General features: G+C 64.3%; 22 protein-coding genes. 14 read left to right on the top strand and 8 right to left on the bottom strand.

Going from position 1 to position 21,869, the window contains the following annotated elements:
- Positions 1 to 305: 305 nt before the first annotated feature.
- Entirely contained in the window at positions 306 to 890 is a 585-nt protein-coding gene (locus EDF71_RS18415) for a DUF2242 domain-containing protein (protein ID WP_243854358.1), read from the bottom strand.
- Between the two features lie 349 nt (positions 891 to 1,239).
- On the opposite strand from EDF71_RS18415, the gene EDF71_RS18420 reads away from it, so the two are divergent.
- From EDF71_RS18420 to EDF71_RS18430, 3 genes are all read left to right on the top strand, one after another.
- Positions 1,240 to 2,112 carry a M23 family metallopeptidase gene (locus tag EDF71_RS18420; protein ID WP_133858017.1) on the top strand — a complete coding sequence of 291 codons (873 nt, stop codon included), beginning with the start codon at positions 1,240 to 1,242 and terminating at the stop codon, positions 2,110 to 2,112.
- Between the two features lie 540 nt (positions 2,113 to 2,652).
- On the top strand, positions 2,653 to 3,489 hold the full coding sequence (locus EDF71_RS18425) for an META and DUF4377 domain-containing protein (protein ID WP_208301086.1): 837 nt from the start codon (positions 2,653 to 2,655) through the stop codon (positions 3,487 to 3,489).
- Positions 3,490 to 3,836: 347 nt separating this feature from the next.
- Positions 3,837 to 5,117, top strand: coding sequence for an MFS transporter (locus tag EDF71_RS18430; RefSeq protein WP_133858018.1), 1,281 nt, complete (start codon positions 3,837 to 3,839; stop codon positions 5,115 to 5,117).
- A gap of 9 nt (positions 5,118 to 5,126) precedes the next feature.
- On the opposite strand, the gene EDF71_RS18435 is transcribed toward EDF71_RS18430, so the two are convergent.
- A complete protein-coding gene (locus EDF71_RS18435; protein WP_133858019.1) occupies positions 5,127 to 6,035 on the bottom strand; it encodes an MBL fold metallo-hydrolase in 909 nt (302 codons plus the stop codon).
- 90 nt (positions 6,036 to 6,125) lie between these two features.
- Between EDF71_RS18435 and EDF71_RS18440 the strand changes: the two genes are divergently transcribed.
- From EDF71_RS18440 to EDF71_RS18470, 7 genes are all read left to right on the top strand, one after another.
- A complete protein-coding gene (locus tag EDF71_RS18440; RefSeq protein ID WP_133858020.1) occupies positions 6,126 to 6,449 on the top strand; it encodes a metalloregulator ArsR/SmtB family transcription factor in 324 nt (107 codons plus the stop codon).
- Positions 6,450 to 6,482: 33 nt separating this feature from the next.
- Entirely contained in the window at positions 6,483 to 6,911 is a 429-nt protein-coding gene (locus EDF71_RS18445) for a YeeE/YedE thiosulfate transporter family protein (RefSeq protein WP_133858021.1), read from the top strand.
- A gap of 10 nt (positions 6,912 to 6,921) precedes the next feature.
- Positions 6,922 to 7,335, top strand: coding sequence for a DUF6691 family protein (locus tag EDF71_RS18450; RefSeq protein ID WP_133858022.1), 414 nt, complete (start codon positions 6,922 to 6,924; stop codon positions 7,333 to 7,335).
- Positions 7,336 to 7,401: 66 nt separating this feature from the next.
- The gene (locus EDF71_RS18455; RefSeq protein WP_133858023.1) at positions 7,402 to 8,235 is read left to right on the top strand and encodes a pseudouridine synthase; all 834 of its coding nucleotides are present in this window, start codon (positions 7,402 to 7,404) and stop codon (positions 8,233 to 8,235) included.
- Between the two features lie 144 nt (positions 8,236 to 8,379).
- Positions 8,380 to 9,558: an MFS transporter gene (locus EDF71_RS18460; protein ID WP_133858111.1), complete on the top strand. Its 1,179-nt coding sequence runs from the start codon at positions 8,380 to 8,382 to the stop codon at positions 9,556 to 9,558.
- Between the two features lie 126 nt (positions 9,559 to 9,684).
- A complete protein-coding gene (locus EDF71_RS18465; protein ID WP_133858024.1) occupies positions 9,685 to 10,881 on the top strand; it encodes a M20 aminoacylase family protein in 1,197 nt (398 codons plus the stop codon).
- Positions 10,882 to 10,944: 63 nt separating this feature from the next.
- Positions 10,945 to 12,045 carry a TraB/GumN family protein gene (locus EDF71_RS18470; protein WP_166656582.1) on the top strand — a complete coding sequence of 367 codons (1,101 nt, stop codon included), beginning with the start codon at positions 10,945 to 10,947 and terminating at the stop codon, positions 12,043 to 12,045.
- Between the two features lie 69 nt (positions 12,046 to 12,114).
- Here EDF71_RS18470 and EDF71_RS18475 read toward each other — a convergent pair whose 3' ends face one another.
- Entirely contained in the window at positions 12,115 to 14,088 is a 1,974-nt protein-coding gene (locus EDF71_RS18475) for an AAA family ATPase (protein WP_133858026.1), read from the bottom strand.
- A 39-nt stretch (positions 14,089 to 14,127) separates the two neighbouring features.
- Positions 14,128 to 14,373 carry a hypothetical protein gene (locus EDF71_RS18480; RefSeq protein ID WP_133858027.1) on the bottom strand — a complete coding sequence of 82 codons (246 nt, stop codon included), beginning with the start codon at positions 14,371 to 14,373 and terminating at the stop codon, positions 14,128 to 14,130.
- Between the two features lie 31 nt (positions 14,374 to 14,404).
- Between EDF71_RS18480 and EDF71_RS25105 the strand changes: the two genes are divergently transcribed.
- Positions 14,405 to 14,572 (top strand): hypothetical protein, encoded by a 168-nt coding sequence (locus EDF71_RS25105; RefSeq protein ID WP_166656583.1) that lies wholly within the window; start codon positions 14,405 to 14,407, stop codon positions 14,570 to 14,572.
- A gap of 243 nt (positions 14,573 to 14,815) precedes the next feature.
- Here the strand turns inward: EDF71_RS25105 and ylqF are convergent, their stop codons facing one another.
- Entirely contained in the window at positions 14,816 to 15,760 is a 945-nt protein-coding gene (gene ylqF / locus EDF71_RS18485; RefSeq protein ID WP_133858028.1) for a ribosome biogenesis GTPase YlqF, read from the bottom strand.
- A gap of 70 nt (positions 15,761 to 15,830) precedes the next feature.
- On the opposite strand from ylqF, the gene EDF71_RS18490 reads away from it, so the two are divergent.
- Complete coding sequence (locus EDF71_RS18490; protein WP_021027316.1) at positions 15,831 to 16,082, top strand: hypothetical protein; 252 nt, start codon at positions 15,831 to 15,833, stop codon at positions 16,080 to 16,082.
- Entirely contained in the window at positions 16,079 to 16,306 is a 228-nt protein-coding gene (locus EDF71_RS18495; RefSeq protein WP_243854359.1) for an oxidoreductase-like domain-containing protein, read from the top strand. The genes EDF71_RS18490 and EDF71_RS18495 overlap by 4 nt, the downstream gene beginning before the upstream one ends.
- A gap of 24 nt (positions 16,307 to 16,330) precedes the next feature.
- On the opposite strand, the gene EDF71_RS18500 is transcribed toward EDF71_RS18495, so the two are convergent.
- Positions 16,331 to 18,706, bottom strand: a complete 2,376-nt coding sequence (locus tag EDF71_RS18500) for an FUSC family protein (protein WP_133858029.1) — start codon at positions 18,704 to 18,706, stop codon at positions 16,331 to 16,333.
- Here EDF71_RS18500 and EDF71_RS18505 point away from each other — a divergent pair.
- The gene (locus EDF71_RS18505) at positions 18,705 to 18,887 is read left to right on the top strand and encodes a hypothetical protein (RefSeq protein WP_133858030.1); all 183 of its coding nucleotides are present in this window, start codon (positions 18,705 to 18,707) and stop codon (positions 18,885 to 18,887) included. The genes EDF71_RS18500 and EDF71_RS18505 overlap by 2 nt on opposite strands.
- Here the strand turns inward: EDF71_RS18505 and gshA are convergent.
- The gene (gene gshA, locus EDF71_RS18510; protein WP_133858031.1) at positions 18,884 to 20,416 is read right to left on the bottom strand and encodes a glutamate--cysteine ligase; all 1,533 of its coding nucleotides are present in this window, start codon (positions 20,414 to 20,416) and stop codon (positions 18,884 to 18,886) included. The two genes, EDF71_RS18505 and gshA, sit on opposite strands and share 4 nt — an antisense overlap.
- 225 nt (positions 20,417 to 20,641) lie before the next feature.
- Complete coding sequence (locus tag EDF71_RS18515; protein ID WP_133858032.1) at positions 20,642 to 21,559, bottom strand: SDR family NAD(P)-dependent oxidoreductase; 918 nt, start codon at positions 21,557 to 21,559, stop codon at positions 20,642 to 20,644.
- Positions 21,560 to 21,869 lie beyond the last annotated feature (310 nt).

Below are 21,869 nucleotides of genomic sequence, written 5' to 3' on the forward strand. Positions count from 1 at the left end.
GAAGGGCCAAGAAACCTTCAACCCGAAACAGTTGCTGCCAAACGCTGCTTGACGAAAAACATAGAACCTAACACAACCCTTGATACGTCGTTGCCAAGCCTTGTCGTACGTCTGTACTGCCTGCGGCTTGACGCCTAGTCTCAACCGCAAACCTTCGGTTTGCTGGGTCGTCTTAGCGGCTCTAGGAGGCGAGAAGCGGCGTGGCCAGTCACTGGCCACGTGCAAAAAACAAGCCCGTCATCTTCACGATGGCGGGCTTTTCTGTTGCGGCTTGGGCGACCTGCTAAACAAGCCGCTGCGCAGGATTACTCGACGAACTCTTCGTCGCCGGTCAGGCTTTGCTGGCGCAGTTCATCGTCCTGGCGCAGGTAGGACTTGATCAGGTCAAAGAAGCTGTCGTAGAAGGTGGCCGAGCTCACCGTCTCGCTGCCGACCTTGACCATGGAATCATTGCCGGCAGAGAACGGCAGCGACAACGAACCCAATGCGCCCACACCGACGCTCGCCGAGTTGCTGCTCTTCTTGAGGTTGTAGGTGTCCTTGAGCGCAGACACAAAGCCCAGGGTGACCTTGCCGTCCTTGCTGTCGGCTGCGCAGACCACGCGGATGGTGATGATCTGGTGATTGTCAGTGGCAGGCTGGAAGCTCTTCTGACCTTCTACTTCTTTAGCCTTGGAGACATTGATCAGGTAGCCCTGGCTCAGCAGCGCACGGCGTGCGGCCTCGCAAGCGCGCTCAGGCGGCGCATCAAACAGGCGTGAATAGGTGGCAGACGATCCAAAGGTTTCATTGGCCACGACGTTGTAGCGGTGGCTGTCGGCCTCTCGGTCCAGGCTGCCACAACCCGATACCGCAAGCGCCAGGGCCGCTACCAGGGACCAGGCCGCCAAAGGGCGGCGCGGCTTGCAACCAGTGGATGCAGCCAATAAAAGTAGGTCTGAATGCTTGCCCAACATGAACGAAACGAACTCCCGAAACAACATGATGACCTGGACGACAGGGATGCCAGCCCAGCCGCACCACTGTAACGGATGCGGCGCAGGCACGCTGTCAGCCAACGCCTGTACAGCGCAAGGCATCGGCGGTCTTGCATGCTAACAGTCACCAAGATGGGCGCCAACAGCAGCGCTCTGGTTTACCAAATTTTGCATATTATGCGCGGCATTTGCCCAAGATAGAAAAGCACAACGCGCTATGCTTTTAAAAGCATATTCAACCAGCTTATTGATGCCCATGGCCATGTCTGAACTCCACCGCAAGAACGCCCCCACCCAGCTGCAACGGCGCCGCCTGCTTCAGGCCGGCAGTGGCCTGGTGCTGCTGCCCTGGTTGCAAGGCGCGCAGGCCGCGGCCAGCGATGGCTGGCCTGCGGACTCCCGCGTTCCGGGCGGGGTGGCGCGCCTGTCGCTGGGCCCTGCGGCCGAGCGACCCCAGGCCTTTGCGGCCGACATCCCGCTGCTGGTGCTCGGCGATGCGATCGAGTGGACGGCGCTGGTGGGCATACCGCTGTCGGCAACCCCGGGGCCGGCCGAGATCAGGCTGCAGACGGCGAGCGGCCCGCGCAGCATTGCCTATACCGTGCGCGACAAAAAATACAGTGAGCAGCGCCTCAAGGTCGCCCCCAAGACGGTGGACCTGTCTGCCGCCGACAATGCCCGCTACGAGCGCGAGCGCAACCACCAGCAAACGGTGATGGCCACGTTTAGCGCGCCCCTACCCGCACAGTTGCAGCTGCCGGTGCCCGTGCCCGGCAGGCGCTCCAGCTCATTCGGGCTGCGCCGCGTCTTCAACGGCCAGTCACGCAATCCGCACAGCGGCATGGACATCGCGGCCGCGACTGGCACACCCGTCAAGGCACCGCTGGCGGGCAAGATCATCGATGTGGGCGACTACTTCTTCAACGGCCACACGATCTGGATGGACCATGGCGGCGGCTTTCTGACGATGTACTGCCACTTGAGCGCCACCCAGGTGACCGTGGGCCAGAGCGTGCGCGCGGGTGAGATCATCGGCAAGGTTGGCGCCACCGGCCGGGTGACCGGCCCGCACCTGCACTGGGGCGTGATGCTCAACCGCAGCATGGTCGACCCCGCCCTCTTTCTGACCGCTTGATGCGGGGAGCTGTGGTTATCCCAGATATCTGTGGGTCAGCATGTGGACAAGGCTCTGGACAAGATGGCAAGCCATTGACTTGCTTCAATAATTTTCATGCGCCTAAGTTTTAGGCAGACGCTGCTGCGACAGCAGGCATAACGCAGGCTGCCAAGCGCCAAGCTTGGCCTACACCAGCGCTTGCTGGCAGCCCCTAGGATGGCAAGCTGAGAACGTGTTTACGATCTCCTCGCGCCGCGACAGTGTCTTTGCGGGATGGGATGCGAGGCGCAACACCGCAGCAATAGCCGCGCTATTGCGAGGATTTGCAACGACGCAGACCGCCCGCAAAGCCACTGTCCCTACGGGTTGGAGTGAAATCGGGCGATTTCTGCGCGCTGGCCCTTGCTTGCACCCCGGTGCAAGCTGCGGACCAGCCCTTCGAACTCATCCCGATTGCACTCCAACGCGGCTGCGTAGAGATCGTAAACACGTTCTAGGTTTGCTTTCACCAACTGCAGCGCACGCGAGTCCGCTGCCTCTAATAAGGAAAAACTTAATATGCAACGTTGGAAATTGATGAGCCTCAGCGCAGCCGCAGCGATGGCCCTGGCCGCCTGCAGCAGCACCCCATCGTCCACGCCTGCGGCACCGGCTGCAGGCAGCACCGCACCCGCCATGAACGCATCTGCCAACGACAAGACCCTGCAGGCCTACCACTGGGATCTGGAGCGTGCCGAAGACCAGTCCGGCCGCGCACTGCCGGCCTTCACCGCGCTGGCACCCAAGAAGGTGCTGCGCCTGGGCTTCAGCGGCGATGCCAAGACGGCGCACCGCGTGAGCATTGGCAACCTCTGCAATGTGATGGGCGCGGGCTACCAGCTCGATGGCGACAAGATCAGCATCACCAACCCGATTGGCACGATGATGGCTTGCGAGCCACCGCTGATGCAGCTGGAGCAAGCGGTGAGCGCACAGATCACGCGCGCTGAGAGCCTGCGCATCACGCAAGACAACAATGCGCCACGCCTGACCCTGCAGTTCAACGACGGCAGCCGCTGGCTGCTGAAGTCGGTGCCCACCAACGAGACCAAGTACGGTGGCGCCGGAGAGACCATGTTCTACGAAGTCGGCCCCCAGACCAAGCCTTGCAACCACGGCGTGGCCAAGGGCGTGCAGTGTCTGCAGGTGCGCGAGCTGCGCTATGACAGCAACGGCCGCAAGACCGTGGCCGGCGACTGGCAGCACTTCTACGGCAACATCGAAGGCTACCAACACGAGCCCGGCTACAGCAATGTGCTGCGTGTGAAGCGCTACACAATCGCCAATCCGCCTGCCGATGCCTCGCGCTACGCCTATGTGCTGGACCTGACGGTCGAGACCGCCAAGGCCCCTTGATGGCGCAAGCGGGTGCTGTTGACAGCGCCCGCTCACTCAGCTGAGATGGAGGTCTGGCAGCTCGGAGCTATTGCCAGTTAAAGGCTTCCAGCTAAATCCAAACCACCAACCCCCAGTCGCCCACCAGCGGTGACTGGGGGTTTGGTTTTTGCGGCCCAGGTTGACGCAAGGCGCGCATCGCAGCGGCGTTTGTGCCCATGCCACGCTTTTGGGCATGCCCTGCTTGCCGCATGGATAAGCCCAACTCTTATATAAGAGTTGAGCAGGCATGGCAGAATGGCGCCACAAACACCTACAACCATCCAGCGGTTGCAGCAGCTGCACCAGCGCAGGCTGCGCCCCACCCCATGCCAGCGACCACCAACTCCGCCCCTCCGCCGCTGCTGCGCGACCAGCACAGCGGCTTTCTTACTTTTCTGATCGCGCGGGTCTTTGCCGTCGGCGCCACCCAGATCCAGGCCGTGGTCGTGGCCTGGCAGGTCTATGACCTCACGCGCAACCCGATGGCCCTCGCCTTTGTGGGCCTGGCGCAGTTCATCCCCATGCTCTTGCTGCTCTTGCCTGCGGGCGAGCTGATCGACAGGCTGCCACGCAAGAAGGTGCTGGCCACCAGCTGGGCGCTGGGCAGTGTCTGCAGCGCGCTGCTGCTGTGGCTGTCGGGCCATGGCCATGCCGGGGTCGCAGGCATCTATGCAGTGCTGGTGCTGTATGGCGCCACGCGTGCCTTCTCCGGCCCATCGCTGCAAAGCCTGTTGCCACAGTTGGTGCCGATGGCGCTGCTGCCCAAGGCGATTGCCACCAACAGCGTGGTGATGCGCTGCTCGGCCATTGGCGCGCCCATGCTGGGCGGCTTTTTGTATGCCGCTGGCGGGGCCGTGTGGACCTATGCCGTCTGCATGCTGGCCTTTGCGATCGGCACCGTGCTGCTGCTGCGGGTGAAGGTGCTGTACGCGGCACCCAAGGCCACCACCGAGCCCGGCGCTGCACGCGACACGATCTGGCAGCGCTTTGGCGCGGGCATCCGCTTTATCTTTGGCCGCCCCATGGTGCTGGGCACCATCTCGCTCGACCTGTTTGCCGTGCTGCTGGGCGGTGTGGTGGCGCTGCTGCCCATCTATGCCCATGAGGTGCTGCACACCGGCCCTGAAGGCCTAGGCCTGCTGCGCAGCGCCATGGCGATTGGCGAGGTCTGCGCCGGTCTCTACCTTAGCAGCCGCCCCTTTGGCACCCAGGTGGGCCGCCGCATGATGCTGGCCGTGGCCGTGTTTGGCATCGCCAACCTGGTGTTCTCGCTGTCGCACTGGCTCTGGCTGTCCTGCCTGGCGCTGGCTGTGGCGGGCGCTGCCGATATGGTCAGCGTCTATGTGCGCGGCTCGCTGCTGCAATTCGCCACACCCGACAACATGCGCGGCCGCGTCAACGCGGTCAACATGCTGTTCATCGGCTCGTCCAACGAGCTGGGCGAATTCCGCGCCGGCAGCAGCGCCGCCCTGCTGGGCGCTGTGCCCGCTGCGGTGGCGGGCGGCCTGTGCTCACTGGCCGTGGTGGCCTTGTGGACGCGGCTCTTCCCCAGTCTGTGGAAGGTGAACCGTTTCGAAGACGCACAGTACCAGTCTGCAGGCCGTTAAAACCGAAGCTCAGAGCGCATCCACCGGCAGCTTGAGAAAACGCCGGCCCTGTGCATCGGCATCGGGCAGGCGGCCGGCGCGGATATTGACCTGCACCGAGGGCAGCATCAGCTGCGGCATCGCCAAGGTCGCATCGCGCGCCTCGCGCATCGCCACAAAGGCCGCCTCATCCACGCCATCGTGTACATGGATATTGTGGGCACGCTGCTCGGCCACCGTGCTGCACCAGGCGGCAGCGCGGCTGTCTGGTGGGTAGTCGTGGCAGACATAAAGCCGCGTTTGCGGCGGGTGCGCCAGCAACCTGCCAATGGATTGGTATAGCGCACGCGCATCACCGCCGGGGAAGTCACAGCGCGCCGTGCCCACGTCGGGCATGAACAAGGTATCGCCCACAAAAATGGCGGCTACCTCGCCCGCCTCTTCTACCGCATAGGCCAGGTCCGCCGGCGTATGGCCGGGCACACCCAGCGCGCGGATGCGGCTTGCGCCCAGCGCCAGCACATCGCTATCGCTCAGCAGGCAGTCAAAGTCGGCGCCTTGCGGCGCAATGCAGTCTTCCATGCCATAGATGCCGCCAAACACTTTTTGCACCTGGGTGATGCGCTGGCCAATCACCACCGGTGCTGCAATGCGCACCGCCCCTGCGGGCATCTGCATGCGCAGCCACTGGGCGGCAGACAGGTGGTCTGCATGGGCATGGGTCTCCAGCACCCAGCGCAAGCTCAGCTGCTCGGCCTGCAGGTAGTCGGCGATGCACTGGGCAGATGCTGTGCTGGTGCGGCCGCTCTTGGCATCAAAGTCCCAGACCGGGTCGATAACGGCGGCCTCGCGGCTGGCCACATCGTGCAACACATAGCTGACGGTGCCGGTCACCGCATCAAAGAAGGCCTGGACGCCAAAAGAAGGGGCAGAGCGCATGGTCAAAACACATTCACACAAAACAATATATCTTTCAATATAATAAAAACCAAACTTTTCGGCAAGCCCGCTGCACCAAGTCTTCCGCCCATGTCTGCAAATTCCAAGGCCACCCTCTCCCCCGAAGCCATGCGCGAGGCCGCGCAGCATGCCGTCTCCGCCCTCAAGCTGCTGGGCAATGAAGACCGCTTGCTGCTGCTCTGCCACCTCAGCCAAGGCGAATGCTGCGTCAGCGATATGGAGGCGCAGCTGGGCATTCTGCAGCCTACCTTGTCGCAACAACTGGCGGTGTTGCGGCGCGAGAACGCGGTCAGTACCCGGCGCGAGGGCAAGAACATCTTTTACCAGGTGGCCGATGCGCGCCTGCTGGCGCTGCTGCAGACGCTGTATGCGCAGTACTGCCCTGCCGCCTGATCAGCGCATTTATCCCCCTCAAGAAAGCCTTCCATGTCGCTCAATCTGTCTGCCTTTACGCCGCTGAGCGCCCTCGCCGGCGGTGCCTTGATTGGCCTGGCTGCCGTGCTGCTGGTGCTGTTCAATGGCCGCATTGCAGGCATCAGCGGCATCGTGGCCGCGCTGCTGCCCTCGCGCTTGCAGGGCGGCGCCTGGCGGCTGGCCTTTGTGCTGGGCTTGCTGGCAGCCCCATGGCTTTACCAGTGGTTTGCGCCGTTGCCAGCGGCCGGCAGCCCCGCAGCCTCGCCCCTGTTGGTGCTCGCCGGCCTGCTGGTGGGCTTTGGCACGCGCCTGGGCTCGGGCTGCACCAGCGGCCATGGCGTCTGCGGGCTCTCGCGGCTGTCGCTGCGCTCCCTGGTTGCCACCCTGGTCTTTATGGCCACCGGATTTGCGACCGTGCTTGTGGTGCGCCACCTTCTGTAAGGAGAGAACGATGACTATCCTGATCGCTGCCCTCGCTGGCCTGGTGTTTGGTCTGGGCCTGCTGCTGTCCGGCATGGCCGATCCGCAGAAGGTGCTGGCCTTTCTGGACTTGGCCGGCGCCTGGGACCCGTCGTTGGCCCTGGTGATGGGCGGCGCGATAGCGCTGGGTCTGCCCGGTTTTGCATGGGCCCGCCGGCGCAGCCACAGCCTGCTGGGTGAGCCCATGCAGATGCCAACACGCCAGGCGGTCGATGCACCGCTGCTGATCGGCTCTGCGCTGTTTGGCATCGGCTGGGGCCTGGCCGGCTACTGCCCCGGGCCCGCGCTGGTGGGTACGGCAGCGGGCCTGGATTCCGCAGCGATTTTCAGCGTGGCCATGCTGGCCGGCATGCTGTTGTTCGGGCTGTGGTCCAAAAGGTCTTGAGGCCCGGCCACTATAAAATCCATAGCTACTCACCCCAGCACCATCGCTCCACCTACCCGCCCTCCCATGTCTCTCGCCATCAACCCTGCTGTTGCGCATACCCATGCGCAGGACTGCCCTCTGCCCCTGCTGTGGCGCGACGAGCACCTGGTGGCCATCTACAAACCCGCCGGCTGGCTGGTGCACCGCACGGGCCTGGATGCGGGCGAGACGCGCTTTATCGTGCAGACCTTGCGCGACCAGATCGGCCAGCATGTGTTTCCGCTGCACCGGTTGGACAAAGGCACCTGCGGCGTGCTGCTGCTGGCGCTGCATGCCGAGGCAGCCAGCCGCACGCGCAGCCAGTTTGAAAACCACCAGATCGACAAGCGCTACCTGGCCATGGTGCGCGGCTGGGCACCGCTGCATGCGGAGGTGGACCACGCGCTGCGCCCCGATGACGCCCCGGAAGATGCGCCCGCACAGCCGGCCCAAACCCGCTTTGCGCGCCTGGCCACGCTGGAGCACGCCGAGGCCTACGATGCACGCTTTGCCGGCACCCGCCTGTCCTTGGTGCAAGCCGAGCCGCATACCGGGCGCCGCCACCAGATCCGCCGCCATCTCAAGCACATCGCCCACCCCATCATTGGCGATGCCACGCATGGCAAAGGCCCGCTGAACCGCTGGTGGGCCGAGCGCCTGGGCCTGCAACGGCTGTGGCTGCATGCCTGGTCGCTGTCCTTGCAGCACCCCTATACCCAGGCGCCCTTGCATATCGACAGCGGACTGCGCTGGCCGAGTACAGCACCGGCAGCCGGCACTTCCGACACGCAGTCGCTGCCTCACCCCAGCCTGCAGCAATGGCAGGCCCTGCTGCGCAGCCCCGACTGGGCGCGCGACGAGCCGGGCTTGGCGCCCTAACAGCTGCGCCAAAACCAAGGGCGCACATTGTTTTTCTGATACGCGCACACTCGCGCTGTGCAAAATCAACCAACAACAACTTCTCCCGCCCGCCCCGCCTCAACCACTTCCACCGCCACGCTCAGCCCCGCCGTGCTGCTGCTGATGGCCACGGCCTGCGGCCTGTGCGCAGGGGCCAATTACTTCAACCAACCGCTGCTCAACTCCATCGCCCATGCGCTGCAGGTGAGCGAGAGCACGGCCGGCATTCTGGTGACCTGCGCGCAGGTGTCGTATGCCATCGGCCTGCTGTTTCTGGTGCCGCTGGGCGATATGCTGGAGCGCCGCAAACTGACCGTGGGTCTGATGCTGCTGGCCGCACTGGGCCTGCTGGTCAGCGGTTTTGCTGGCCTGATGCCATCCCCATTTATCGCCCTGGTGCTGGGCACCTTGGTGACCGGCCTGTTCTCGGTCGCGGCCCAGGTGCTGGTGCCGATGGCTGCCAGCCTGGCCCCGCGTGAGTCCAGCGGCCGCGCCGTCGGCCTGGTGATGAGCGGCCTGCTCACCGGTATTTTGCTGTCGCGCACCGTCGCCGGCCTCCTGTCGGCCGTGGGCGGCTGGAGCCTGGTCTACAAGGTCGGCGGCATCGCCATGGTGCTGGTGGCGCTGGCCCTGTACCGGGTGCTGCCCAAGGTGGCACACAGCGGCGCACGCCTGCCCTATGGCCAGGTGCTGGGCAGCATGGCCACCTTGATTCGCACCCAGCCCCGGCTGCGCACCCGCACCTTGCTGGGCGGCCTGGCCTTTGCGTCGGTCAGCGTGCTGTTTTCCACGATGGCCTTGATGCTCGGCGGCCCTGAGCACGGTTTGAGTGATTCATCGATCGGGTTGATTGGACTCTCCGGTGTGGCCGGCGCCTTGATGGCCAATGCCGCAGGTCGCCTGGTCGACAAGGGCCTGGAGCGCCCGACCACCGCCTTCTCGGTGCTGCTGCTGGTCGTCAACTGGGCGCTGCTCTGGTACAGCCAGCATTCGGTGTTCCTGTTCATCGTCGGCATGCTGGTGATCGAGCTGGCACTGCAAGGCACCCATATCTGCAACCAGAACGTCATCTACCGCCTGGCACCCGAGGCGCGCTCGCGCATCAATGCCTGCTATATGACGGGCTACTTCATCGGCGCATCGGCCGGCTCGGCCATCGGCGCCTGGGCCTGGCACCACGGCGGCTGGACGGGTGCCTGCATCGCCGGCGCGGTGCTGGCCGTGCTCAATGTGGCGGCCTTGCTGGCTGACCGCCGGCTGTCCCATCCGGGCGCCGTGGCCCCAACGGCCAGCGCCGCCTAAAAACTGCCAGGCACTGCCCGCGATGCACTGTCGCGGGCATGCCCGCGGCAGACAGGAGGACAATGGTAGGCTTGCAGTCTTGGCATGGCGGTCCGTCGCCGCCTGCACCGATACGAGAGAGAAACCATGTACCTCGACCAGCAACAAGCCCCCAATATCAACCAGCTCACTGCATTCCGTCGCGATCTGCACATGCACCCGGAGCTGAAGTACGAAGAAAACCGCACCGCCGACAAGATCGCAGCCTATCTGACGGCGCTGGGCATCCCCATGGTGCGCGGCCTGGGCACCACCGGCATTGTGGCCAGCATCTATGGCCGGGGGCGTGATGCCAGCAACCCCGGGCCTGCCATCGGCATCCGTGCCGACATGGACGCACTGCCGGTGCAGGAGACCAACCAGTTCGGCCACATCAGCCAGTACCCAGGCCGCATGCATGCCTGCGGCCATGACGGCCACACCACCATGGTGATGGGTGCCGCCGAGCTGCTGGCCGGCCAGCGTGATTTTGATGGCACGGTACACCTGATCTTTCAACCCGGTGAAGAAGGCGGCGCCGGCGCCCGCGCGATGATGAACGACGGGCTGTTCACCCAGTTCCCCTGCCAGGCGGTGTTCGCACTGCACAACTGGCCGGCGCTGCCGCAGGGCCAGATGGGGGTGCGCGTGGGCCCCATCATGGCGGCCGCGCTGCGCTTTGAGATTGTGGTGCGCGGCCGGGGCGGCCATGCGGCCCTGCCCCACACCACGGTGGACCCGATTCCCGTCGCCTGCTCCATCGTCGGCCAGTTGCAGACCCTGGTCTCGCGCGGCACCGATCCGCTCGATGCTGCCGTGCTGACCGTGGGCAAGATCGAGTCCGGTACGGTGGAGAACATCATCCCGGATGAGGCGCGCATCTACGGCACCTGCCGCAACCTGACCCTGGCCTCGCAGCAATTCCTCATCGATGGCCTGCACCGGGTCTCCAGCCACATCGCCGAGGCGCACTTTGCCAGCGCCGAAGTCATCATCAAGCCCGGCTACCCTAACACCACCAACCACCGCAAGGAGGCGCTCTTCATGGGCGAGGTGATGCGCGAGATGGTCGGCAACACGCATGCCCACACCGATGTGCTGCCAGCAATGACGGCCGAGGACTTTGGCTTCATGCTCGAAGAAGTGCCCGGCGCCTACGGCTGGATCGGCAATGGCGCCGATGGCCAGCCCGGCGTGGGACTGCACAACCCCGGCTATGATTTCAACGACAACAACATCGCCCTGGGCGCCAAGTTCTGGGATCGTCTGGCACGCCGCTGGTTCGATACCCAGGCGCAGCGCTAAGGCTTAGTCGCTGCAAGGGCTCGCACCAACGCCAGGCCTTGCGGCCCTGATCTGGAGCCCGTTTTGCAGCGTTCAGCAACCCTTTCGCCTCTCCCCCACCGCCCCGCGCGCAGCCTGCGCCTGCTGCCACCGCTGCTGCTGGGCCTGGCCTTGCTCGCCGGCGGCCATGCCGCCCAGGCACGCACGCCTGCAGCCGCGCCAGCACCGCAGCTGGCACAGTTGGACAGGCCGTCCTGCCCGGCCCCAGCCGTCAAGGATCCAGCGGTCTACCAGGCGGAATCGCGCAAGCCGCACCCCGATCGGGGCGTGCTCTGGGAACTGCGCAAGGGCGATGATCTCGCCTATCTCTGGGGCAGCATCCATGTGGGCCAGCTGCCCTGGATCTTTCCCGGCCCGCGCACCGCACAAGCACTGCGCGCCGCCCCCGCGATAGCGCTGGAGCTGGACCCGGTGGACCCCGCCACCTTGAAGGCCCTGACCCAGGCAATGCGCGAAGACAGTGACCGGCAAAAGCTGGTCATGCGCCAGAACCCCGAGCTGCAGACGCGCATGGGCCGCATGGCCTTCGAATCCTGTGTGGACCAGAGCACCTGGCAAACCAATGCCGCCACCCTGGCCCGCCTGATCGCGCTGGGCATGCAGGACATGGCACGCAGCGGCTACCACCCGGCCTACGGCATCGACCTGAACCTGGCCGCCATGGCGCATGCCGTGGGCAGACCGGTGCAGGCCATCGAGACGGCGCAGGAGCAGTTGCTGGCCATGGGCCTGGGCGGCGAGGGCGTGCCCGCGCAGCTGGCCACGCCCGACGACATCCGCAAGGCGCTGGACGATATCGACAGCGGCAAGAACCGCCAGGTCGCCCAGCAGCTGGCCACCTATTGGCAAAGCGGTGACCTGGCCGCGCTGAAGCAGCTGATGCAGGACTGCCAATGCCTGGGCGACGTGGGCATGCAAGCGGCGCTGCTCGACACCCGCAACCAGCGCATGGCCGAGCGGCTGCCGGCGATGATTGCAGCGCAGCCCAAGCTCTTCATTGCCGTGGGCATGCTGCACATGGTGGGCGACAACAACCTGCTGCAGCTGCTGCAAAAGCAGGGCTTCACGGTGCGGCAGCTGACCGGTAAGGGCGCCGATGCCAGCGCCCCTGCCAAGGCCCGATAAGCGCCCATAAAAAACGCCGCCAGCTTTGCAGCGGGCGGCGTAAAAACATCTGCCTAATTGCTGGATTGATCAGGCCATCAGAGGGCGCTGCTCATGCCTGGCCAGCATGTCGGCATAGGGCTCCAACACCCATTTTTGTTCGGCGGCATCCGGGATCTGCGCCGCACTGGCTTGCACCACCTGGCCATGCGCGGCACACAGCTGGGCCATCGCGGCCGGGCTGATCAGGCCCTCCCGCAGCAGCAAAGCCGTCATCGCCATCAGCAAGGCGTTGTGCTGCACCAGCAGGTCCTGCGCACGCAGCATTTGCGCTTGCAGCAAGGCTTCAATACCGGCGTTGGTGGGTGCCACTTCGGTATTGGTGTTGTCGCCAGGCTCCTGGGCCACATCGGTGCGTGACAGGCGCGCACCAAAACCCAGGTGGCGCAGGTGGCGCGCCGCATCCGCCGTGGCCTGCAGGATGTCCTGCTCGGCCCCGGTGGTACAGGCTTCCTGGCCAAACACATGGCGCTCGGCCGCGCGGCCGGCCAGGCCCACGCAGACCATGTCCAGCATATTGCGCCGCGAGGTGACCTGCAGCTCGGTAAAGCTGTTGTAGCCGCCTTCGAAGGTCGCAATATTGATCTTCAGCTCCTGCGGCGTGCGGCCAAACAGCAGCGCATAGACGAGGCCATGCCCCGCCTCATGCACCGCCAGCAGCGCGCGGAAATCCGCGCTGGTGCGCTGCTTGACCTTGTTCAGATCCAGCGGCACGGCAAAGCATTGCTGCAGCACCGCAGCTGCGTCCGGCAGCGCCAGTTGTACCTGCAGTTGCGCCGCGCCAGCGGCCATCTGCACCTGCAACTGCTGGCCCGCCTGAGCGCCCTGCTCCAGCGCCCACAGCGCCGCATCCACCAGCGCACTCGACAGGATCGTGTGCACCGACGAAAACAGCGGCCGCGTGCCCTGGGTGGGGAAGACGGCGTTCTGGTAGATCTGCGCCAGCACATCGCTGCCGATGACAAAGCGCAGCCCGCAGTTGGCCTCGATGCCCTGCACATAGTTGTGCACCGTCGTCGCAATCAGCTGCTCGTAGGCCGAGCGGCTGAACGACGGGTAGATCACATGCTGGTTGCCCAGCCGCGCGATCTGTTCGGGCTTGAAGCGTTCGGCCAGCGCACGCTTGACATCGATCAGCGACAAGCGGCTGGTAAGCCGGTGAAAAATGTCAGCGTCGGTGTCGCAGTCTTCGACGCGGCTGGCCGTGTCCGTGTACATCTCATCGAGGTTGCCACAGACAAAGACCAGCAGCTTGCTGTAATCGGTCTCCCAGGATTGCTGGGAGCTGCGGAACTGGATCAGCAGTTGGTGAATGTAGTCATTGCTCCACTGCATGATCTCGAGCAAGGGCGCATCAAGCTTGAGGCTGCGCTTGAGTGCCTGCGCGTCCCAGGCATCGATCTTGTAGCGCATTTTCTGCTTTTTGTGCCGCTCCTGCGCATCGTCCTCTTCGGCCCGTTCGGCGTCGTAGAGCGCATCCGCCAGCTTGCGCTCGATGCTGTGCAGCTCCGACAAGGCAGGCGGCAATTTGCCATCCGACAACAAGGCCCAGACATCCTGGTAGCGCTCGACCTTGCTGTCATCGCCACGGCTGCTCACCGTGCGGTAACGCTGGAACTCATCGAGCACCAGGATGCCCGGCGCACCCTCCACCAAACCAGCACTCTCGAGCGTGCCAGAGATGGTCGATGCGCCATAGCTGTCACCGTTCTGGCTGAAGCCGTCCATCTGGACTTCGACAAAGCGATCATAGAAACCCAGCAGCTGCGCCAGGCGGCGCGTCAGCTGGGTCTTGCCCGTGCCTGTCAATCCCCACAGGCACACAATCACAGGGCGGGTAATGAGCTGGGGCATCACATACCAGGCGCGCACGGCGCCCGTCACACGGTCAATCACGTCATCAATACCGATCAATTCGGTTTTCAGCTGGGCCGCAATGGCCTGCAGGTTTTGCTGACGCTCATGCATCTGTACGCGAAGCAATAGCTCCGGGGAGGTTTTCATTTCTTTCATCTGATTTTTCTCTTCATCCAGCGCTGTGGCTCAATCCCCGGGGTCGGCGCGGCGCGTCATCTGTTGCAAGGCCATCCGGTCGGCACGGCGCTGGGCGCCTTGGCTGCGGATGTGCTTGCCCGCAGCGCCAGACAGACGCCGCTGGGCCATGGCTTTGGCAACAGGGTTGAAAGGAGTGGCATCGGCCACGATCAGCAACGCGATAGGTTGCTTCATGCGACGCAAGGCCTTGACCCGGCCCTCTTCAAAGGCGCGGGAAACAGTTTTTGCACTCATCTGTGCGGTTCCTCAGGGGCCTGGCGCGCCGATGGCCTGGTGGCTGGCGCAGCAAAACCCCAAAACAAAAAGCCCCGGCGAAGTAGCCAGGGCTTTTGTCGATCCCGACTGCAGTGTGCAGGCGGCGATCTGGGCCAAGGCTAAACCATATGAACATGGTTTAGCCGGGGCAGAAACCGTGTTCAGTGGAGAGGGTTGAACATGAAACAGGACATAGCAAAAACTCCCAATGGTGCGCTGCAGAAGGTCATTCGTTGCTGCAGCGATAAGAAGACGAAGGGTGGACTATAGCGGTAATTTGTTGATTTGGCAAGCCCCATATACAGGCTGTTGCATAAAACTCAGCGGCAACCGCTGGCTTCCGCCTCTTTTGCGCGGCTTTGTGCGCATAAAACGCAGCAACACGCCAAAGGCGGCCAAAACCACCTCTGGCGCATGCGGATCAGTAGCGCTTGCGGCCGGCCTTGCGATGCTTGGCATGTTCGGCCTTCTTGGCCTGCTGCAAGGCCTCGGCCGCCTCACCGGCAGCGCGCCATTGCTCGAACTCTGCCGGGGTCTCCACGGTGATGCGGCCCAGCATCTGGGTGCGAAAGTCGGTGATCAGCAGCTCCGCCGCCTTTTGCATGTTGATGCGCCCGCCGCTCATCACCGCGCCGCGCTTCTTGCCAATCAGGGTCAACAGCTCGTCATCCGCCAGCGCTGCCATTTCGTCATCGTCGAGGCCCAGCTTGTAGCGCTCGTCCAGCTGGCGGGCGTAATGCTTTTGCAGGTATAGCAGCAGCTCCAGCGCCACCAGCTCGTCGTCATAGGCATTGCGGCCCACCGATCCGCAGGCCGCCAGGTTGTAACCCGTCTCCGGCACGATGATCTTGGGCCAGAGCATGCCGGGGGTGTCCCAGAGGTAGAAGTCATCGGCCAGCACAATGCGCTGCTCGTCCTTGGTCACACCGGCCTCGTCGCCGGCCTTGGCCTGGCCCTTGCCGCTCATGCTGTTGATCAGGGTGGACTTGCCCACATTGGGCACGCCGCAGATCAGCACGCGCATGGGCTTGGCCAGGCCGCCGCGCCCAGGGGCCAGTTGGCGGCAGGCCTCCACCAGGCGCTTGGCCGGTGCCGGCTCGCTGGCATCCAGCGGCAAGGCCTTGGTTTCGTGCTGGGCCTCGTACCAGGCCACCCATTGCGCGGTGCGGCTGGCATCGGCCATGTCCTGCTTGTTGATGATCTTGAGCGTGGGCTTGTGGCCGGTCAGCTCGGTCAGTGCCGGGTTGGCGCTTGATCCTGGCATGCGCGCATCCAGCACCTCGATGACCACATCGATGTCTTTGATGCGCTCGGCAATCAGCTTGCGCGTCAGGTGCATATGCCCGGGGAACCATTGGATACTCATACTCTTGCTTTCGGGGGGAATGGCAGGCAGGCGGTGCGCACGCAGGCGCGCTGTGCCGGATAATGCTGCCATGTCTTCTTTATCTCAACGCCAGTGGGATGCGCAGCGCAAATCCGATCAGGACCTGCTCATCAAAGGCATCATCTTGGTCTTGATAGGGCTGGTGATCGTGGTCTCGCCCTATGTCGCTCAGGGCGATATTGTGCAGGGAGTTTTCGCCAAGGCTCCGGCAGTGGGTTGGTTTTCCCTGGTATTGGGCGCGGCTTTTGTGCTGCGCTTTGGCCTGCGCCGCAAGGCCGTGCCGCCCCGGCCCGAGCAGTGAACCCTGCCCTTCCCAGCATCCAGCCGCTCAGCAGCCTGCGCGAGGCACGCCAGTGCTTTGCCGCGCTGCAGGCCAGTGCCAGCGCCCGGCAGATCAGCCTGCGCGAGCCGCCGGCAGCGCCCACCACCTGTTGTGGCCGGGGCTGCAATGGCTGCGTCTGGGAAGGCTTTTTTGCGGCGGCGATGTACTGGCAGGAATGCGCGCTGGAGGCGCTGCAGCCTTAGACCTTCGCCGCTCCGCTTAAACAATTACGTAGATGCCGTCTGTGTAGCTTCTGCCTGCACCGGCGGCAAGGTTTCCTCAAGCGCCAGCAGCTGGCGGATCTGCACCGCATCCTGCTGCAGCTGGCTGGCCAGAATGCGCGCCGTGGCCAGGCGCCGCATCAGCCAGGGAATGAGCTGGTCGCGGTCTTCCGGGCCCGGCACACGCTCGGGCGCCGGCATCTTGGCCGGGCGCTGGGCCTCGCCTTCGCCGGCGGGCGGTAGCGGCGGTGCCTGCAGCAGGCAGGCGTCGATGGTGGCGGCCGTGTCCTTGAGCTGCTGCACCGCAAACGGTGACGGCGTCTGGCCCCGGCGCATCATCAGCATGATCTTGACCGAGGACATCTGGCCCAGCAGCTGGTAGCAATGGGCCTGGAACAGCTCCAGCGCCTGCAGCGGTGGCTGCACGGCGCGCGGCTCCTTGAGCGAACGGTCGACGGCCTGGATCAGTGCGGACAGGCTGTCATAAGCTTCGCGCCGCGCCAGGCGCCAGGCCAACTCGGGCGCATTGTCCACCGCCTGCAACTGGTCCACCGCCAGCGAGGTGCTGGCATGGGCGGCCTGGGCTTTCAGCACCCGCTGCACCAGCGCCGGCAGCTGCGAACGCTCCCAGGACGGCAGCACATAGGCAAAGGCCCAGGCAATGCCGGTGCCGATCAAGGTATCGACCACGCGCTCAAACATATGGAAGGTGGTGCTGCCACCGGCATGCAGCATATGGGCCTGCACCAGGCCCAGCACCGTGGCGCCCATCGCAGTGAACAAATAGCGGCGCAGCGCAAAGCCGTGCGATACGCCCTGTGCCAGGGTCAGGCACAGAATCAGGCCCAGCGGTGACAGATGCGCCGACAAGATGGCCAGCGCGGCCACACAGCCCAGCAAGGTGCCCAGCACCCGCACCGTGCGCCGCTCCAGCGTCTGCGCCAGGCTGCCGCGCAGCACCACCACAATCGTCAGCAGCACCCAGTAGGCATGGGCATTCCAGGGCAGCACCTGCACCACCAGGTAGCCCACCGCAATAGCCAGCGCCGCACGGATGGCATGGCGCAAGGGAGGCGCATCCCAGCTCATCAGGCCCTTGAACGGCGTCCAGGACCAGGCAGTGGGGCTGACAAACATCTGCCAGCTGGCACGCACCACGGCCAGATCAGGCTCGATCTCGTCGCGGCCCAGGCCGATCAAGCGATTGACCTCTTCATGGATGCGCACAATGCGCTCGCTCAGCTCACGCGACAGCGCCTGGGGGGATACATCGGTGTCATAGTGGTCGGGCAGGGATTCTTCCAGCCGCTGCGTCGGTAACTTGCAGGCCATCTGCATGGGGCGCAGCAAGGCATCGAGGTTGCTCATCGCCCGGGGCTTGCGACCCAGCAGCAGGCTGTCGGCCAGGTGCACCACCTCCATCGCCAGCGCACGCAGCATGGCCTGCTGGGCCAGCAGCATCGGCGCCTGTTCGGGCGCCTTGCGCAAATGCTCCAGGTCCAGCTCGCAGGCCAGCAGGTGGTCGCGGATCTCCAGCATCTGCATCAGCATGCCAGCCAGGCGCTGGCGGCGCGGCGTGCGTGGGCTCTCCAGCACAATGTCGCGGGCGGCTTGCAGCTGGTCGGCAAAGGCCGCGTGCCGGGCCATCAGTTGGCCCATGTGCTGCTGGGGTGCGCCGCCACGCGAGAACTTGCCAAAATTGCGGTCGGCCAGGTTGTCGCCATAGGCTTCGCCATCGACCGTCTCGCCTTCCAGCCCGACATGGCGGGCCGCCTCGGGTAGCACCATGCGGGCTTGCTCCAGCATCAAGGCGGCCAGCGACAGCACGGTATCGGCAATGAACTGCACGCGGTAGCGGAAATTGAGCAAGGTGTTGGCGATCACCGCATACACCAGGAACATGCCAGCGCCGATGCTGAAGAACATCGTCGACTCGGCCGCTGCGGCCAGAAGCTGGCCCTCGGCCGGCTTGGGCACCGACATGCCCAGCACCATGGCCAGCACCACGGCAATCGCGATCGGCGCGCCGCGCTTGCCCCAGGCCATCCACAAAAAGCCCAGAAAGGTCGATACCACGGCCACCAGGCCCAGCAGCACCAGGTGCTGGTGCATCAGCTGCACCATGAAAAACAGCGGCGCCCCCAGCAAGGGCGCAGGCAGCATGCGCCAGAACTTGCCCCGGCGCGGCGCCGGGTTGTCGACCACGATGGTGACGATGACCCCGACCGAGGCCGCCGCCGCATGCTGCGTGCCCCAGATCAGCTGCACCAGGGTTGTGACCAGAAAGAGGCCCAGCGCCACTTCCAGCCCGTTGAGCACATAGTGGTTGAGCAGGCCACGCTTGAACGTGCGCCAGCTGCGGTCGGAAGAGAAATGCGCCATGGAACAACAATACGAGAAATCAACACCAAAAGATGTCGGACAAATGATAGCCAACGCGGGGAGCTATCAAAACAGAAGCGCCAGGCTTCTTGCAAGCTTTTGCATTCTGCGCCAAGACTGGGGCCTCGGCCAGCAACAAAAAAGCCCGCAGCAGCGGGCTCTTGGGCATCAGCAGGATTAGGACACGACCAGGTGCTCAGGCGACATATAGCACTGGCGCCATTCTTCAAAGGGCACGGTGTCGGCCGCTTCCATGTCCTTTTGCGCCTGGATCGACTCGGCCGCCAGCTGCTGGTACTTGGCTGTCAGCGCGTCGTTCCAGGGGCGGGCCAAGGTCTGCTCGCGCGCCCATTGCGATTGGGCAGCGCCAAAGGCCTTGAACGAGGTGCCGTACTGCTCGCTCACCGCCGCCAGCACCTGGGCCGATGGCGTTTGCTCCGGGTGGGCCAGCAGCTGCTGGGAATGTTTGAGCGCCTGGCTGTAGTCGGTGTTGCCATGCGCTTGGTCCAGCGCCGCAGCAATCGGCTGGCAGGCTTGCAGCACCTCCTGGGCCCAGTCGGTCAGCAGCACCTCCTTGCCCTGGCGCTGCAGCTGCAGGCCTGGCTCACGGCCGCGCTCGGCGACCATGTGCTGGTTGTGCTTCATCTCGGCGATTTCGGCCGGCGAATCGGGCGGGCTGTCGCTCAGCAGGCAGTGCAGCAGGAAGATGTCCAGCAAGCGCATCGTCGGTGCCGAGATGCCCATGCTGTCGAAGGGATTGATGTCCATCAAGCGCACTTCGACGTATTCCACACCGCGCTCGCGCAGCGCATGCAGCGGGCGCTCGCCGCGCTGCACCGTGCGCTTGGGGCGGATGGTGCCGTAGAACTCGTTCTCGATCTGCAGCAGGCTGGTGCCCAGCTGGTTGTACTCGCCACCGGGGTTGAGGATGCCCACCTTTTCATAGGCCGGGTACGGCTGGGTCAAGGCGCCGTAGAGCGAATCGGCATAGCCCTTGAGGTTGTTGTAGCTGACGCTGATCGAGGCCTGGGCATCGCTTTGGTAGCCCAGACGGCCCATGCGCAGCGACGTGGCATGCGGCAGATGCAGCGCACCCTGGCCATCGCCCAAGGGCTGGAGCTGGTGCTGGCGGCCCTGCACAAAACAGGGACAGAGCACCGGCGACGCGCCAAACAGGTAGAGCAGCAAAAAGGCCTGGCGGCGGAAGTTGCGGATCAGCCCGAAGTAGGCCTCACTGCTGACGCCCGGCAGCGACCAGTTGTAGTGGATGCCGGAGATGGTCTGCATGCGGCGGCCATAGCGGTGGCCCAGACCCATGCGGTAGATGCTTTTGGAGCGGCCAATGTGCGAGGTGCCAAAACGGCCCAGCGGAATGTTCTCATCCGAGGGCAGCGAGCAAGGCATGCTCGAGATCCAGAGCCGCTCGTCATTGGCCTCCAGCACCTGGTAGACGTACTGGTGTACTTCGGCCAACTCATCCAGGCAGGCCTGCACATCCTGGTGCACGCCGGTGATGATCTCGATCTGCGATTCGCTGAAATCGGTGGTGATGCTGCTGTGCGTCAGCGCGGAGCCCAAAGCGGCCGGGTGTGGCGTGAGGGCCAGCGCGCCTTCATCGTTCACGCGCAAGCCTTCTTTCTCGATGCCGCGACCCATGTGCAGCAGGCGCTGCGCGCCAATGGCATCAATACGTTCTTGGATATGGTTCATCTGCGTTGTTCTTGTCAAAGCCGGGCTGCACGATAGCAGGTTGCCCGGCGACTGGCAGAGTATTGCACGCTCAGCCTGACCGGGCTTCGGGATTTAGCCCGATACCCGCAGCACGGCTTGGTAAGAACGTGTAGCGATCGCCCGCATTGTTGTTTTCTGCACTGCGAAAAAGCCCGGCAGTCCTCGCCGGGCTAGCGCACACAACGCGCGATGCAGGCCAGCGCCTCAGTGCAGCTTTTGCTGGGCCTTGCGGATTTCCAGATCGCCCTGGACAAAGCCGTTGTCCGGCACGATGTCGTCCCGGCGGTCGGTCAGCTCGGCCCATTGCTGGGACAGATGCAGGTCCATCTCATCGACCGGCACGCTGTCGGCACTCAGATGCAGCCCGCGCGTCATCGTGATGTGCGAGGCCTCAAAGCTGCCAGCGCCTGCACACAGAATCGTCCGCGTAGGCGCGCTCTCATGCACCAGGGCCAGCATGGCGGGGCTGACCAGCTCGGGCCGCAGCGCGCGCAGCATCTCGGGCGCCAGCAGGCCATCGGTCATGCGCGTGGCAGCCGTCGGCGCCAGCGCATTCACATGGATGTTGTACTTGGCGCCTTCCAGCGCCAGGGTCTGCATCAGGCCGACCAGCGCCATCTTGGCAGCGGCATAGTTGCTCTGGCCAAAATTGCCGAACAGGCCCGATGACGAGGTCGTCACCAGAATGCGGCCATAGTTGGCCGCCTGCATGAAGGGCCACACCGCCTTGCAGCAGTGCACGCTGCCCATCAGATGCACTTCCAGCACGGCGCGGAAGTCGTCCATCTCCATCTTGGCAAAGCTTTTGTCGCGCAAGGTGCCGGCATTGTTGACCAGCACGTCGATCTGGCCCCAGTGCTCGATCACCTGGGCCACCATGGCCTGGACGGCCGGCCAGTCGGTCACCGAGGCATGGCTGGCCATCGCGATGCCGCCCAGCGCCTCGATCTCGCGCACCACCTTCTCGGCGGCGGAGGAATTGCCCTGCCCGTCCACCGCGCCACCCGGGTCATTGACCAGCACCTTGGCGCCGCGCCGGGCCAGCGCCAATGCATGTTCACGCCCCAGCCCGCCGCCGGCCCCCGTCACAATCGCTACCTTGTCGCTGAAATCCAAACCCATACGTTCGCACCTTTACACCATGCGGGCGCTTATGGCGCCCAATATTGGAAGAGGCTTGCTGCCCCTGATGCATTCGCACTGTACGTGTTCACATTTGCTTTGCGCGCCGCTTGGGCGACAGACGCCAGCGGGACATGGGCCGGTATGGCCTAGGGTTATCCCGAAAATGGCTGAACAACCATGTGGATAACTGCGCATCGCGGGCTATTTAACCCGCTAAGCCCATGTTTTTATTAGCCACGTGTTACATTGCCCGCAATTTCAGCAAAACTGGCCTCATCCTTGCTACCTGGCAGCAGTGCTTACCACA

This window comes from Comamonas sp. JUb58 (genome assembly GCF_004364775.1).
Lineage (GTDB): Bacteria > Pseudomonadota > Gammaproteobacteria > Burkholderiales > Burkholderiaceae_C > Comamonas.

What these genes read in the sequence shown, in the direction of transcription:
- EDF71_RS18420 (WP_133858017.1), top strand. Translation starts at nt 1,240, where the DNA reads ATGTCTGAACTCCACCGCAAGAACGCCCCCACCCAGCTGCAACGGCGC.
- EDF71_RS18425 (WP_208301086.1), top strand. Translation starts at nt 2,653, where the DNA reads ATGCAACGTTGGAAATTGATGAGCCTCAGCGCAGCCGCAGCGATGGCC.
- EDF71_RS18430 (WP_133858018.1), top strand. Translation starts at nt 3,837, where the DNA reads ATGCCAGCGACCACCAACTCCGCCCCTCCGCCGCTGCTGCGCGACCAG.
- EDF71_RS18435 (WP_133858019.1), bottom strand. Translation starts at nt 6,035, where the DNA reads ATGCGCTCTGCCCCTTCTTTTGGCGTCCAGGCCTTCTTTGATGCGGTG.
- EDF71_RS18440 (WP_133858020.1), top strand. Translation starts at nt 6,126, where the DNA reads ATGTCTGCAAATTCCAAGGCCACCCTCTCCCCCGAAGCCATGCGCGAG.
- EDF71_RS18445 (WP_133858021.1), top strand. Translation starts at nt 6,483, where the DNA reads ATGTCGCTCAATCTGTCTGCCTTTACGCCGCTGAGCGCCCTCGCCGGC.
- EDF71_RS18450 (WP_133858022.1), top strand. Translation starts at nt 6,922, where the DNA reads ATGACTATCCTGATCGCTGCCCTCGCTGGCCTGGTGTTTGGTCTGGGC.
- EDF71_RS18455 (WP_133858023.1), top strand. Translation starts at nt 7,402, where the DNA reads ATGTCTCTCGCCATCAACCCTGCTGTTGCGCATACCCATGCGCAGGAC.
- EDF71_RS18460 (WP_133858111.1), top strand. Translation starts at nt 8,380, where the DNA reads ATGGCCACGGCCTGCGGCCTGTGCGCAGGGGCCAATTACTTCAACCAA.
- EDF71_RS18465 (WP_133858024.1), top strand. Translation starts at nt 9,685, where the DNA reads ATGTACCTCGACCAGCAACAAGCCCCCAATATCAACCAGCTCACTGCA.
- EDF71_RS18475 (WP_133858026.1), bottom strand. Translation starts at nt 14,088, where the DNA reads ATGAAAACCTCCCCGGAGCTATTGCTTCGCGTACAGATGCATGAGCGT.
- EDF71_RS18480 (WP_133858027.1), bottom strand. Translation starts at nt 14,373, where the DNA reads ATGAGTGCAAAAACTGTTTCCCGCGCCTTTGAAGAGGGCCGGGTCAAG.
- EDF71_RS25105 (WP_166656583.1), top strand. Translation starts at nt 14,405, where the DNA reads ATGGCCTGGTGGCTGGCGCAGCAAAACCCCAAAACAAAAAGCCCCGGC.
- ylqF (WP_133858028.1), bottom strand. Translation starts at nt 15,760, where the DNA reads ATGAGTATCCAATGGTTCCCCGGGCATATGCACCTGACGCGCAAGCTG.
- EDF71_RS18490 (WP_021027316.1), top strand. Translation starts at nt 15,831, where the DNA reads ATGTCTTCTTTATCTCAACGCCAGTGGGATGCGCAGCGCAAATCCGAT.
- EDF71_RS18505 (WP_133858030.1), top strand. Translation starts at nt 18,705, where the DNA reads ATGGAACAACAATACGAGAAATCAACACCAAAAGATGTCGGACAAATG.
- EDF71_RS18500 (WP_133858029.1), bottom strand. Translation starts at nt 18,706, where the DNA reads ATGGCGCATTTCTCTTCCGACCGCAGCTGGCGCACGTTCAAGCGTGGC.
- gshA (WP_133858031.1), bottom strand. Translation starts at nt 20,416, where the DNA reads ATGAACCATATCCAAGAACGTATTGATGCCATTGGCGCGCAGCGCCTG.
- EDF71_RS18515 (WP_133858032.1), bottom strand. Translation starts at nt 21,559, where the DNA reads ATGGGTTTGGATTTCAGCGACAAGGTAGCGATTGTGACGGGGGCCGGC.